Annotated in this window: 12 protein-coding genes; 6 read left to right on the top strand and 6 right to left on the bottom strand. The window is 63.8% G+C overall.

What is annotated here, in order from left to right:
• The 5 genes from AUR66_RS09230 to AUR66_RS09210 form a co-directional block, all read right to left on the bottom strand.
• Positions 1 to 1,527: DNA polymerase domain-containing protein (locus AUR66_RS09230; RefSeq protein WP_058572153.1), on the bottom strand; the 1,527-nt coding region annotated here is incomplete at its 3' end.
• 2 nt (positions 1,528 to 1,529) lie between these two features.
• The gene (locus AUR66_RS09225) at positions 1,530 to 1,829 is read right to left on the bottom strand and encodes a hypothetical protein (protein WP_197409717.1); all 300 of its coding nucleotides are present in this window, start codon (positions 1,827 to 1,829) and stop codon (positions 1,530 to 1,532) included.
• Positions 1,829 to 2,521 carry a hypothetical protein gene (locus AUR66_RS09220; RefSeq protein WP_058572152.1) on the bottom strand — a complete coding sequence of 231 codons (693 nt, stop codon included), beginning with the start codon at positions 2,519 to 2,521 and terminating at the stop codon, positions 1,829 to 1,831. The genes AUR66_RS09225 and AUR66_RS09220 overlap by 1 nt, the downstream gene beginning before the upstream one ends.
• 175 nt (positions 2,522 to 2,696) lie before the next feature.
• The gene (locus tag AUR66_RS09215; RefSeq protein ID WP_058572151.1) at positions 2,697 to 3,002 is read right to left on the bottom strand and encodes a hypothetical protein; all 306 of its coding nucleotides are present in this window, start codon (positions 3,000 to 3,002) and stop codon (positions 2,697 to 2,699) included.
• On the bottom strand, positions 2,999 to 4,042 hold the full coding sequence (locus tag AUR66_RS09210; RefSeq protein ID WP_058572150.1) for an Mrp/NBP35 family ATP-binding protein: 1,044 nt from the start codon (positions 4,040 to 4,042) through the stop codon (positions 2,999 to 3,001). The genes AUR66_RS09215 and AUR66_RS09210 overlap by 4 nt, the downstream gene beginning before the upstream one ends.
• A gap of 181 nt (positions 4,043 to 4,223) precedes the next feature.
• On the opposite strand from AUR66_RS09210, the gene moaA reads away from it, so the two are divergent.
• The 6 genes from moaA to AUR66_RS09180 all read left to right on the top strand — a co-directional run bounded on the left by moaA (position 4,224) and on the right by AUR66_RS09180 (position 11,776).
• A complete protein-coding gene (moaA, locus tag AUR66_RS09205) occupies positions 4,224 to 5,186 on the top strand; it encodes a GTP 3',8-cyclase MoaA (RefSeq protein WP_058572149.1) in 963 nt (320 codons plus the stop codon).
• Between the two features lie 42 nt (positions 5,187 to 5,228).
• Positions 5,229 to 6,122 carry a universal stress protein gene (locus tag AUR66_RS09200; RefSeq protein ID WP_058572148.1) on the top strand — a complete coding sequence of 298 codons (894 nt, stop codon included), beginning with the start codon at positions 5,229 to 5,231 and terminating at the stop codon, positions 6,120 to 6,122.
• Between the two features lie 221 nt (positions 6,123 to 6,343).
• On the top strand, positions 6,344 to 7,969 hold the full coding sequence (locus AUR66_RS09195) for a COG1361 S-layer family protein (protein WP_058572147.1): 1,626 nt from the start codon (positions 6,344 to 6,346) through the stop codon (positions 7,967 to 7,969).
• 21 nt (positions 7,970 to 7,990) lie between these two features.
• Positions 7,991 to 10,588, top strand: coding sequence for an efflux RND transporter permease subunit (locus tag AUR66_RS09190; protein ID WP_082682161.1), 2,598 nt, complete (start codon positions 7,991 to 7,993; stop codon positions 10,586 to 10,588).
• A gap of 85 nt (positions 10,589 to 10,673) precedes the next feature.
• Complete coding sequence (locus tag AUR66_RS09185) at positions 10,674 to 11,078, top strand: zinc ribbon domain-containing protein (RefSeq protein ID WP_058572146.1); 405 nt, start codon at positions 10,674 to 10,676, stop codon at positions 11,076 to 11,078.
• Between the two features lie 20 nt (positions 11,079 to 11,098).
• Positions 11,099 to 11,776: a TetR/AcrR family transcriptional regulator gene (locus tag AUR66_RS09180; RefSeq protein ID WP_058572145.1), complete on the top strand. Its 678-nt coding sequence runs from the start codon at positions 11,099 to 11,101 to the stop codon at positions 11,774 to 11,776.
• Positions 11,777 to 11,835: 59 nt separating this feature from the next.
• Here AUR66_RS09180 and AUR66_RS09175 read toward each other — a convergent pair whose 3' ends face one another.
• Entirely contained in the window at positions 11,836 to 12,186 is a 351-nt protein-coding gene (locus AUR66_RS09175) for a thioredoxin family protein (RefSeq protein WP_058572144.1), read from the bottom strand.
• Positions 12,187 to 12,426: the final 240 nt, after the last annotated feature.

Genomic DNA, 12,426 nt, shown 5'->3' with positions numbered 1-12,426 from the left:
GACTTCGAGCGGGATACCACAGTCGTCGGTCACCGTCGCCGCGAGGTCCGCAGGCGGTTTCGGGTCCTCGCAAGCCTGCGCGAGCCACAGACTGTCGACGATCCCGTGGACGACACGCCACCCGCCGTCTTCGGCCGCTTCTTTAGCCCGCAAGAGCAGGTCGCGGGCGACGGCGTTGATTGCCTCGTGGCACTCGATGCGGCCGAACTTCGCGTTCCGGTAGCCCTGGTAGCCGAAACACGAGACGAGGACCCACTTGATGGCACCCGATTTCGCCCGCGCCGAGGCAGCGGCAGACTCGTCGCCCGCGCTCTCGGCCTCGCGGACCTCGCGTTTGAGTCGTCGTCTGTCGCCGAGCAGCGGTTCGAGCACGTCGGGGAGGAATCCGCGACGGTCGCAGATGGTGTAGTCGAGTTCCGGGATGTCGGCACGTCCGGCGTGACAGTCGCACCCGAGCGTATCCGGCGAGATGTTCCACTCGCAGATGATGCGCGGGTACAACGAGGCGAAGTCGAGTTCGACCACGTCCTCGTGGAGACCGACTATCGGGTCGAAGGTGAACCCACCGCGGTCGGCGGCGTGGAGTGTCTCGACGGATTTGAACGTCTCCGGTCGGCGCTTGTTCCACGGGACGAGTACGTCGCGAGCCATCGCTTCGCGCACCTGCATCGCCGTCAGGACGTTTCCGATGCTCGCCCACGACGCCTCTTGCAGTGGTTTCCACGAGCGTTCCACGAGGTAGCACAGACCGTCGAGGCGCGACTCCGCCCACAGGAAACTGTTCCCGGTGTCGACGATAGCCCGCCCCGGGACGGCGTATCTCGCCGGCGAGTGCCGGACCGTCCCGTAACTCACGACGGTGTTCTGCCCGGCGAGTCGTTCGAGACCACGATTTGGGTCGCGACTGAGTGGACAGTCGAGTTCGAACTGTGCGGCGCGGTCACGAAGGAGTGGCAAGAGTCGTGCCGAGTTCACGACGAGCACGTCCGGGTCCTGTTCGACGAGTGTCTCGCCGACCGCTTCTACGACGTCGCGTTCGTCGCCACCGACCCGTTCGCCGGCGATAGAGAGCGTCGCAAGGTCGCTGTCGGCGAGCGACTTCTGCGGTACCGAGAGCCGAAGTGTCCGGGGACGACGAGATGGGACCGGGGCAGTCTCGGTCTGCACGCAGTACCGAAACCCCGGCGAGAGGTCCACGTTGTAGAAGCGGACGGCACCGGGTGAGACCCGGCCGAGCAAGTCGTCACGGAGGCGACGAGCGAGTCGGCGGACACCTCGCGGGGGGACGAGAGCGACGCGGAGCACCTCGGTTCGCTCGCGCGAGTCGAGGCGGGGGTACAGTCGCTCGTAGCCGACCGATGCGACGGCGGGGTCGGCGCGGAGACGCCGACAGAGGTCGGCGAGGACCGATTCCGGCCCGGAGACGTACAGCTCCGGGGTGTAGTCGGTCACGCGGCGCGAGTCGGCACCGTCGTCGGTGAGGTGCCACTCGACGACGTCGTCGCCGTCGAAATCGACCGCGAACACGGTTACTCGCCCGTGTCGTCGCTGGCGTCTGTGACGGTCTCTGGGCTGGTATCCGTCTCTGTCCCCACGTGCTCACGGAGGCGTCGCAGTTCGCGCTCCTGCGAGAGGAGCATCGAGAGGACGACTGCACGATGCGGGTCGGCGGGGTTCGCGTGGCCCGCGGCGGCGGCGTGCTCGTGCGCGCGTTCGAACAACCGGTCGAAGTCGGCTTTCGCATCCGCACGGAGCGCACGGCGGTACGGTGACCACGACTCGCGGTAGCGTCGAAGCGCGTCCCGATAGGTGGGATTCGTCCGGCCCATCACCACCCCTCCGCTGCGACTGCGTCGAGCGTCGGAACGGTGGTCGGACCGACGTGTGAGAGGTCTTCTTCCGGCGCGACACCGAGCAGTTCGACCCAGTACGGAATCGTCGTCTGCCAGTAGCCCCGGTGGTGATACACCAGCGTCTGCACGTCCTCGCCGGTGAACGCTACACCCTCACGGGTGTCGCGACACTCGACGGTCCGGTCCGCAGTCTCGACGAGTGCGTCGGTAAACTGGTCGTCGGTGCCCTCGCGTGCCGTCACGAGTACCGGAATGGACAGTGATTCGGCGAGTGCGTCGAGGATGGTCGTCGCCGAGTCGAACAACGTCCGCGCCTCGCCGTCGGGCACGTCCGGGTCGCGGTAAAGCGCCGGTAATTGGGGGACGACGACGAGCGCCGTTCGCGACGAGACGCGCCCCGGAAGCGACGAGACGAGTTCGTGGTGCTGGTAGGCGGTAAAGGCGCGGGCGATTCGGAGACCACGGAGCGTCCGTCTGGACTGTGCGTGTTCGTAGAGCGCGTGCGTGACGGCGTCGTTCCGCGAGTCGACCCAGTAGGCGCTTCCGCTCCGCCGGGTGAGTTCGGCGGTCACCAGTCGGTGGAGCGCGTGGCGGCCCTCTCGGGGACGCCTGAGGAGTGTCACCCCCGGTTCGAGTCGCGGACACGCCGACGGCGTGTCAGTTCCCATCTCGGTTCGTACGTCGTCGTGTGACGTGTAAAGTGCGAGCCATGGATGCAGAGTGAAAGTGAAATTGTCAGCTTGCGGCGGCTCAGAACCCAAGTGGTGTGTTGACGTGCGAAGAGAGTGTCTAGCGCGAGTGAAAGTGAACGCGGAAGGAGTGTCCGAAGGAGAGAGACGCGACTTACCGGTCGAGGCCGCCTTGGGCCTTGATGTCCATGATGTGGCGGACGTTGAGGTAAATCTCCTCGGGCGAGGTGTCGCCGTCGGGGTCGTAGAGGTCGCTCACGCGGTAGAGGATGGCCGACACCTGCCGACTCTCCGACGAGTCGCCGTACACGTCGTCGGCGATTTCGCGGAGGAACGCCATCTTCTCTGGGTCCGCGGGGAACTCGGCGTCCGAGTCGGGGGCCATCTCCCAATCTACCTCGTTTGGGTCTTCACCCTCGTCTGGGGCCTGTTCGGTGGCCGGCTGTCCGCCGTCGCTCATTGCTCGCTGACCCTCCGGCGCTGGATGATGCCGGTCATGTCTGCGACGTTCTCGGTCATCACGCGGAAGGCGTCGGCCGTCTCGCTGTCGTCTTCGAGGACGATGGGTTTCCCGCCGTCGCCGCCTTCGCGCACCGCCGGGTCGAGTGGGAGTGCGCCGAGGAACGGCAGGTCGTTCGACGCGGCGAACTCGCGCCCGCCACCCGCGCCGAAGATATCGTGGCTGTTGCCACAGTCCGGACACCGGAACGTGCTCATGTTCTCGACGATGCCGAGGACGTTCGTGTCGTGCTTGCCGAACATGCGAAGTCCCTTGTTGGCGTCGTCGAGGGCGACGTTCTGCGGCGTCGTGACGATGACCGCGCCGGTGAGCGGGAGCGTCTGGAGGATGGTCAGTTGCGTGTCGCCTGTGCCCGGCGGCAGGTCGAGAACGAGGTAGTCGAGACTGCCCCACTGCACGTCGTCGACGAGTTGGGTGAGCAGTTGGTGGACCATCGGGCCGCGCCAGATGACCGGGTCGTCTTCGCCGACGAGGAACGCCATCGACATGAGTTTCATCCCGTACTTCTCGGGCGGGATGATGGTCTGGTCCTGCGTCGCCTGCGGTGCCTCTTCGGCGGCGACCATCCGCGGGACGTTCGGCCCGTAGATGTCGGCGTCGAACAGGCCGACGCGCGCGCCGAGTTTCGACAGGCCGGCGGCGAGGTTGACCGCGACGGTGGACTTGCCGACGCCACCTTTCCCGGAGGCGACGGCGATGATGTTCTTGACGCCCGGGAGGACTTCTTCCTCGTCGGGCGCGCGGTCACTCGGAATCTTGGCCGTGAGGTCCGCTTCGAGGCCCTCGTCGGCGAGAATCTCTCGAATCTGGCGACCGATGTCGGACTCCGTCGGGGAGTACGGTGCCCCGAGTGCGAGCGAGATGCGGGCGGTGTCGCCGTCGACGTCGATGGCGTTCACCAGTCCGAGCGAGACGATATCGTCTCCGAGGTCGGGGTCCTCGACCGCACGCAAGAGGTCGCGTACGTCGGATTCGTTCATGTCGGTTCATCCGGCGGTGTGGCCGATAAGGGTTTTGTAAGGTGTGGTCGCACAATCTCGGACACCTTCCACGCGGTGGACGCGAACGTTTTCGAATTTTGGTAAGTGGTAACCAATACCGATTACGTCGTGGTCACAATCGACAGCGAATTTATCAACGTACACTGCCAGAGTTCGACACATGGTGCTGGTCGACGACTTCGGGCGCGAGGTAACCGGAGTCCGTATCTCTCTGACAGACCGATGTAACTTCGACTGCGTCTACTGCCACAACGAGGGGTTGGGCGATACGCGCGGGCCGATGGACGCCTCCGACGAGGAGATGAGTGCCGACGACGTGATTCGATTCCTCGACGTCGTCGAGGAGTACGGCGTCCGCAAGGTGAAGTTCACCGGCGGCGAACCGATGCTCCGCGCAGACCTCGAAGAGATTATCCGCCGGACGCCGGACTCGATGGAGACGTCTTTGACGACCAACGGGACGTTCCTCGGTGACCGCGCCGACGACCTCGTCGCGGCGGGTCTCGACCGCGTGAACGTCTCGCAGGACGCTCTCGACCCCGAGGCGTTCGCCCAAATCACCAAATCCGGCGCGTACGACAAGGTGATGGAGGGCGTCAAAGCCGCCGTCGAGGCCGGGCTTACCCCCGTCAAACTCAACATGGTCGTGTTCACGAAGACGGCCGGGTACGTCGAAGAGATGGTCGAGTACGTCGCCGAGAACGAAGGCCTCCAACTCCAACTCATCCAGTACATGCCCGAACTCACCGGCCGCCCGGACTGGAACATCGACATCGAGCGTGTCCATCGGTGGTTGACCGACCTCGCCGACGAAGTCGAGGTACGCGACATGCACCACCGCCGCCGCTACTACGTCGGCAAAGGGATGGTCGAAATCGTCGACCCCGTCGAGAACCCCGAATTCTGTGCGAACTGCCATCGCGTGCGCGTGACGCACAGAGGCTACCTCAAAGGCTGTCTGAACCGCAACGACGACCTGCGCCCGATGGGCGAGATGACGCGCGACGAGATACGCGAGACGTTCGAAGCAGTCGTCGAGAACCGCGTACCCTACTACGGCGAGTACCTCGTCCGCGACGGCGACGGCGACTGGGTCATCAACGAAGAGTACATCGGCGTCTGAGCGGCGGGCGGACTTTTCTCGGCGGCCGACGTATCAGCACTCATGACACCGACTGTCGAGCGACTGGTCCTCGCCACCGACGGGAGCGACAACGCCGTGCGCGCGGCGGACCACGCACTCTACCTCGCCGACACCTTCGACGCCGGACTGCACGTCGTCTCCGCCGCGGGTGCGCCCGACGGGACACTCTCTAGAGTCGCTGACTCGGTCCGCGCGAGAACGGCCGTCGAAGCCGAAGAGGCCGTGGCAGCAGTCACGCGGAAAGCCCTCGTGACCGACGTTCCCACGACGACGGCAGTCGTCGACGGGTCGCCAGCGAGAGTCGTCGTCGAGGCCGGACGCGACGCAGACGTCCTCGTCGTCGGCCGACACGGACGCACCGGACTCGGCCGGTTTCTCGTCGGGTCCGTCACCGAACGCGTTCTCGACGACTCGCCGACGGTGACGCTCGTCGTCCCGGCCGAAGCAGACGCGACACCGTCGTACGAGACGATTGCACTCCTCGTCGACGACTCACCCGTCGGCCGTGCCGCCGCGACGCGGGCAATCGACGTTGCAAGCGCCACTGGTGCCAAACTCGACCCACTCGCCATCGTCGACAACCGTTTCAGCGATGCGCCGGGGTTACGTCGCGCACTCGAAGACGAGGCACGCGGACTCGTCAAGGACATCGCCGTCGAGGCCGCACGCGCGGCAGTCGAATCCGACGCGACCGTTCGAACCGGCGTTCCGGCGGCCGAGTTGCTCGACTTCGTCGACGAAGTCGGTGCCGACCTCGTCGTCGTCCCCACCGACGCATCTCGCTCGCTCGACCGACACACTGCGACGAGCGTCGCGCGGCGCGTCGTTCGCCGGGCGTCTGTTCCGGTCCTCGTCGTCCCGAAAGGGTCTGTGACGCCGCAATCCGACACGAAGCAGGCAGGGTCCGACGAGTAAATCTCTGGCTAGTTTTTTGAAGTTTCGTTCAATTTATATCTATTCGCTCCTCAGAACCCGGTGTTGATTGTACGTTCAGTCAGTCGGGACGACCCGACGTGAGCGTGCGTCGGTGGTCTACCCACCCCACCCAACAACCAACACACCCACCCCGTATCTCACCCGAACGCCAACCAACCACCTCCGAACACCCTACTCGACTCACCACCGTTCCCCACTCCATGAAATTCTCACGACTACTCGTCGTCTTACTGGTCGTCCTGGTCGCTATCCCGAGTCCAGCGATGGCCGGCATCGTCGGTGAACCGAATCTCCAAGCATACGCGCCGAGCAACAAACTCGTCCCCGGGCAAGAGACGGCCCTGAACGTCGTCGTCACGAACTACGGCGGCGACACCGAATACCGACAGTTCACTTCGTCGGAGAGTTCGGCGTCGCTCTCGGACCAACAACGCGCGAAACTCGAAGCGCAGGTCCGGTCCGCCCGGAACGTCCGACTCACCCTCGAGTCCGGTGACGCACCGGTCGAGGTGAACACCGCGACGCTTCCGGTCGGCGACATCCCGCACGCGACGCAGCGCGAGGCGACGTTCTCCACGTCGGTCAAGGAGAACGCCTCGCCCGGCACTTACGACATGACGCTCGTCGCCAAGTTCGAACACGACGAATCCGTCCGTGACGACGGAGACGTGCAGAACGAAGAAGACAAGACAGTCGAGATACCCGTCACCGTCGTCATCGAAGAAGCGCCGCGCTTCGAAATCGTCTCCGTCGAGACCACCGCACAGGTCGGCGGAAGCGGAACGACGACGGTCACCATGCGGAACGTCGGTTCCGAGACGGCCTACGACTCCTCTGTCGCACTGACGTCACAGAACTCCGAGGTCACGTTCGGACAGGCAGCGAGTGCGACCAGATACGCCGGTGAATGGGGCGTCGACGAGACGCGCGAACTCGAGTACGAGACGTCCGTCGCACCCTCTGCGGCAGTCCAGCAGTACGCCCTCTCGGCCGTCGTGAACTACGAAGACGACGATGGAGTCCCCCAGCAGTCCAAGAACCGGGCGACCGGTGTGACGCCGCTCGCAGAACAGTCGTTCTCGCTCGAATCGAGCGATTCGACGCTCCGCGTCGGGCGCGAAGCGACGGTCAGCGGCACCATCACGAACGATGGCCCGCAGACCGCCCGTGACGCCGTCGTCGTCGTCTCCTCGAAGTCCCCCAACACGAACATCAAAGAGACCGAGTACGCACTCGGGACGCTCGACGTCGGCGAGTCCGCCGACTTCTCGTTCTCGGTCGAAGTGACCGACTCGGCAGACGCGGGCCAGCGACAACTCAGTTACACCGTCGAGTACCGCAACCCCGACGGCGACACCCAGCAGTCGAAGGCGTTACTGATGAACGCCGAGGTGAAACCCAAGCAGAACCTCTTCGGCGTGGAGGCGAAAAACGGGTCGCTCGAAGCGGGGAGTTCCGAGACCATCACGCTCGTCGTGACCAACAACGGTGACGAGACGTACCGGAACATCGACGCGAAGGCCTTTGCCGACAGTCCACTGACCCTCGGTGACGACACGGCGTTCATCCAGGAACTCGAACCCGGCGAGTCCACCGAGGTTCCCCTCGAACTCTCCGCTAGCGCGTCGGCGAGTCCGAAGACCTACTCGTTCGACATCGACTTCGAGTACGAAAACGAGGACGGTGAGCGCAAACTCTCCGACTCGTACCCTGTGGCAGTCGAGGTGACTGAATCGGCGGGCGGCGGTGGTATCTCGATGCCACTCGTCGGTGCCGTCCTCGTCGTCGGCCTCGGCATCGTTGGCTTCCTCTGGTACCGCCGGTAATCGCCCCACCTCTCCCTCACAATGATTGACTACGAAGTGTACGTCGACCGCCTCGGTGGGTACATCACTGCCCACCCCGGCAGAGTCATCGCCCTGTTCTTCGTGGCGACGCTCGTCTTCGGGGCCGGCCTCGGGAATATCTCGACCGACGCCGGTACCTCACAGTTCACCGACAACTCGCCGGCACAGGAGGCACTCGACGACGTCAACCGCGAGTTCTCCCCCGCGTTCGAGACGAGTTCCGGAAGTACCCAACTCATCCAACAAGATTCGAACGTCCTCTCGAAGTCGGCGATGCTGGACATGTTGCGCCTCCAAGAGCGCATCATGGACCGCCCGAGTCTCCGCGCCACGTCGGCGTCGAGCGTCGCTTCGACTGTCGCCCAGACGCTCGACCCGTCGGCGACGACACTCGACGAACAGATTGCCGTCCTCGAATCGTCGTCGCCCGCCGAGGTACGTGCCGCGGCGAAGGAAGCGACGGCGAACCCCAACGTCGCCTCGCTCCTAAGTAACGACTTCAACCGCGAGTCGGTCGAGGCCTCCTCGACCATCGGCGTCGTCAGCCACGAAGTCCCCGGTCTCTCGTCGAGCGCCGGAACCTCGGGGACGAGTCCGATGACGGACATCCAACTCGAGATTCAGACGATGACCTCCGTCGCAGAGAGCGACATCACCGTCTTCGGGAGCGGCATCATCTCCAGCGAGTTGGGCAACGTCATCGCCGACTCGCTGTTGCTCGTCGTTCCTGCGGCAGTGCTCCTCATCTTCGGGTTCCTCGTCATCGCCTACCGTGACCCCATCGACCTGCTGCTCGGGGTCATCTCGCTCGGCTTGGCGATTATCTGGACGTTCGGGTTCATGGGACTCGCAGACATCCCGTTCAGTCAGATGCTCATCGCGGTGCCACCGCTCTTACTCGCGGTCGGTATCGACTTCGGTCTGCACGCGGTCAACCGCTACCGCGAAGAGCGAATCAAGGACGTCGCGCCCGTGCCCTCGATGCGAACGGCGGTCAAACAACTCTCCGTCGCGTTCTTCATCGTCACCGGAACGACGGTCCTCGGGTTCCTCGCGAACGTCACGAGTGACCTCGGCCCGATTCAGGACTTTGGTCTCGTCGCCGCCGTCGGCATCCTGTTTACGTTCCTCGTCTTCGGGGTGTTCCTCCCGGCGGCGAAACTGTACGTGGACCAACTCCGCGAGAAGTACAACGTCCCCGAGTTCGCCTCGGCACCACTCGGCAGTGAAGGTGGCCTCCTCGCCCGCGTCCTCTCGGTCGGTGTCTTCATCGGTCGTCGGGCACCGCGCGCGTTCCTCGTCGTCGTCCTCGTGACGACTGTCGTGGCGGGGTCCTACGGGACGGGCGTCGACACGTCGTTCTCGCAGGAGGACTTCCTGCCACCCGAAGAACAAGCCGGGTACCTCCAACAACTTCCCGAACCGTTCAAGCCCGGTGTCTACACCGTCACGAAGGACCTCAACTTCCTCGAAGACAACTTCGAGACGACGCAGGGTGACAGCGTGACGATATACGTCGAAGGGCAGTTGCGGGAGGACTCGGCGCTAGAGATGATTCACCGGAACGGTGAGGACCCACCGGAGACGTTCGTCACCGAGGACCGCCGTGCCGAATCGACGAGTATCGTCACGGTCATCCAGAGTTACGCCGCGCAAGACCCCGAGTTCGCGGCGCTCGTCGCCCGCAACGACGCCGACGGAAACGGCGTCCCCGACGACAACCTCGACACGATATACGACGAACTCCTGTCGTCACCCGTCTCCGGACAGGCCTCTTCGTACATCACCGAAGACTACCGGAAGACCCGAATCGTCTACACCGTCGAAGGCGACGCCGAGCAAGACGCCATCGTCGCCGACGGACAGGAAGTCGCCGACCGCCTTCGGATGAGCGGGGTCGCAACCGGGAATACCGTCGTGTTCAAGGCCGTCTCGGACACCATCTTCATGTCCGCCATCCAGAGCCTCGTCGTCGCGCTCATCGCGACGGCGGTGTTCTTGGTCTTCATCTACCAACTCCTCGAAGGCCAGTGGACGCTCGGTGTGGTGAACCTCGTTCCCATCATCGTCACGCTCGCACTCCTCGCGGGGTCGATGCGCTACTTCGGTATCCCACTGAACGCGCTGACGGCGACGATTCTCGCTATCGCCATCGGGTTGGGTATCGACTACTCCGCCCACGTCGTCCACCGGTTTGCCGACGAGTACAACGAGGGTGCCGACCTCTACGAGGCACTCTACTTGACTGTCGGCGGGACCGGTGGGGCGCTAACCGGAAGCATGCTCACCACGACGACCGGCCTCGGCGTCCTCGCAATCGCCATCACGCCCGTCCTCGGGCAGTTCGGTATCGTGACCGCGCTGAGTATCTTCTACTCGTACCTCACCGCGCTCGTCGTTACGCCACCGACGCTCGTCGTCTGGGAACGCCTGACGCAACGCGAGACGACTACTGCGGCCACCACGTCCCCCTGGCGCACCTCCACATGCATTCGCCCCTGCCCCCCTTCGCCCGAACCGCTCGCAAACCAGCCCACTCGAACGCATCGCTCGCCAGTTCGCGCTCACACGCGACGCACGCGAAACACGCACAGTTGACGTCACACGCGACGACATCCATCGAACACCCGCACGAAACTCCTCGAACGGAACGCTCATGACCGAGAATCAATCGAATTCAACTATGTCCGGACTCACGAAGGTTCGCCCGTGGCTCGCTGCGATACTCGGTCTCGCCGTCACGGGACTGGGCCATCTCTACCTACGGCGATGGCGTCGTGCCGCCCTCTGGGTCGCACTCGCCTTCGCCATCACTGTCTTCTTCGTCCCGACAGGGTCAGTCGAATCGCTGACGACCGGTGGAGAGATACCACCACTCGTCGACGTCTTGCCCGTCCTCGCCGTGAGTCTCGTCAGCGTCCTCGACGCGTTCGTACTCGGCATGAAGCAGGTGGCCGAACCGAGCGAACCCGCGGTCGTCGACGAGTCCGAGGCCGTGTCGTGTCCGCAGTGTGGCCGAGACGTCGACCCCGACCTCGACTTCTGCCACTGGTGTACGACCCGACTCGACGAACAGCGAGACGACTGACAACCATCACGCGAGACATCATGGAAAACGACCGAATCGACACTGGACGAAGCGAGACAGAGCAGGCAATCATGGACGCCACGCTCAGAGCACTCGCTAAACACGGCTACGCCGACCTCTCGATAAAGAACATCGGCACCGAGTTCGAAAAGAGCACGTCGCTCCTGTACTACCACTACGAGAACAAGGACGAACTGCTGTTGGCGTTCCTCGACTACGTCATCGACCTCTACATCGCCACTATCGACCCCGAAGCAGACGACGCCGACGCGGAAATTCGGAAGTTCGTCGGATACGTCCTCCCGACGGAGGAGTGCACCGGCGAGCACGCTACTCCCCCCGGACTCGACGAACTCGAACAGTTCCAGCGCGTCATCTTCGAACTTCGGACGCAGACGATACACGACGAGGACTACCGCCAGAAGTTCCGAGAGATGGAATCGTACATGATAGACACCTTCGCGACGCTCATCCAGCGGGAGATGAAAGCCGGACGCTACCGTGAGATGAACGCCGAGATGATGGCCGAGAACCTGATGGCGTTTTTGTTTCGGAGCCTCGACGTCCGTGTCACCGGGACGCGCCCCGAGTCGGCACAGGCGATGCGCGAGTCGGTGTACTTCTTGCTCGACAACGTGATGCCCACGGGCGGCCAACCGGGAGACGTGGCCACCCGAGATGCCGACGACGACGCCTGAGCAGTCGCTGTCCGTCGGTCTCTTCTCTCGCTGTCAAAAACGGTCTCGGTGCTGCGCGCTTACTGTTCTGGGTTCTCGACGAAGTCGATGATGGCTTGCGCACCCTGGAACCCGTCGTCGAGGCGTCCGGTCTGTTCACCGTCTTCGAACAGGAGGAGCGTCGGAACGCTTCGGATGGTGTACTCGTCGGCGACGGACATGTCGGTCTTCGGGTTGAGCATCGCGACGACCACGTCGGACACTTTCGCGACGGTTCCCAGAACTGGTTCGATGCTCTGACAGATGGCACACCCGCTCGTGTAGATGTCGAGGAGGACGCGGTCGTGTTCGGAAACGAGGGCGTCCAACTCGTCTCTCGTGTCGATGTGAACCGGTTTCGTCGGCGTGGTGACCGAATCTGTCGAACTCATTGACGGATATACGTAACTCTGGTAGTTATGATTTTGGTGAGAACACACAACACACCGCAACCGTCGTGAACGGGAGACTGTCGCCCTGTACCACGGGGGAGGCCTTTCGTGATGTTTAAGTAACGCCCCCGTCTCGTATCGCATGCAATCGCTGTAGGGGTGTAGACCCCGAGTCCGACAGGGCGAAGATAACCACGAACGCAGTGTTGCGGTAGCCAAGCCTGGCCCAAGGCGCTGGGT

It is taken from the genome of Haloferax profundi (assembly GCF_001469865.1).
Taxonomy (GTDB): Archaea; Halobacteriota; Halobacteria; order Halobacteriales; family Haloferacaceae; genus Haloferax; species Haloferax profundi.
The sequence above is the reverse complement of the archived record's forward strand: the minus strand, read 5'-3'. Positions and strand labels throughout refer to the sequence as shown.

Coding starts and splice junctions, on each gene's coding strand:
- AUR66_RS09175 (WP_058572144.1), bottom strand. CDS start 12,186: ATGAGTTCGACAGATTCGGTCACCACGCCGACGAAACCGGTTCACATC.
- AUR66_RS09225 (WP_197409717.1), bottom strand. CDS start 1,829: ATGGGCCGGACGAATCCCACCTATCGGGACGCGCTTCGACGCTACCGC.
- AUR66_RS09220 (WP_058572152.1), bottom strand. CDS start 2,521: ATGGGAACTGACACGCCGTCGGCGTGTCCGCGACTCGAACCGGGGGTG.
- AUR66_RS09195 (WP_058572147.1), top strand. CDS start 6,344: ATGAAATTCTCACGACTACTCGTCGTCTTACTGGTCGTCCTGGTCGCT.
- AUR66_RS09185 (WP_058572146.1), top strand. CDS start 10,674: ATGTCCGGACTCACGAAGGTTCGCCCGTGGCTCGCTGCGATACTCGGT.
- AUR66_RS09190 (WP_082682161.1), top strand. CDS start 7,991: ATGATTGACTACGAAGTGTACGTCGACCGCCTCGGTGGGTACATCACT.
- moaA (WP_058572149.1), top strand. CDS start 4,224: ATGGTGCTGGTCGACGACTTCGGGCGCGAGGTAACCGGAGTCCGTATC.
- AUR66_RS09210 (WP_058572150.1), bottom strand. CDS start 4,042: ATGAACGAATCCGACGTACGCGACCTCTTGCGTGCGGTCGAGGACCCC.
- AUR66_RS09200 (WP_058572148.1), top strand. CDS start 5,229: ATGACACCGACTGTCGAGCGACTGGTCCTCGCCACCGACGGGAGCGAC.
- AUR66_RS09215 (WP_058572151.1), bottom strand. CDS start 3,002: ATGAGCGACGGCGGACAGCCGGCCACCGAACAGGCCCCAGACGAGGGT.
- AUR66_RS09180 (WP_058572145.1), top strand. CDS start 11,099: ATGGAAAACGACCGAATCGACACTGGACGAAGCGAGACAGAGCAGGCA.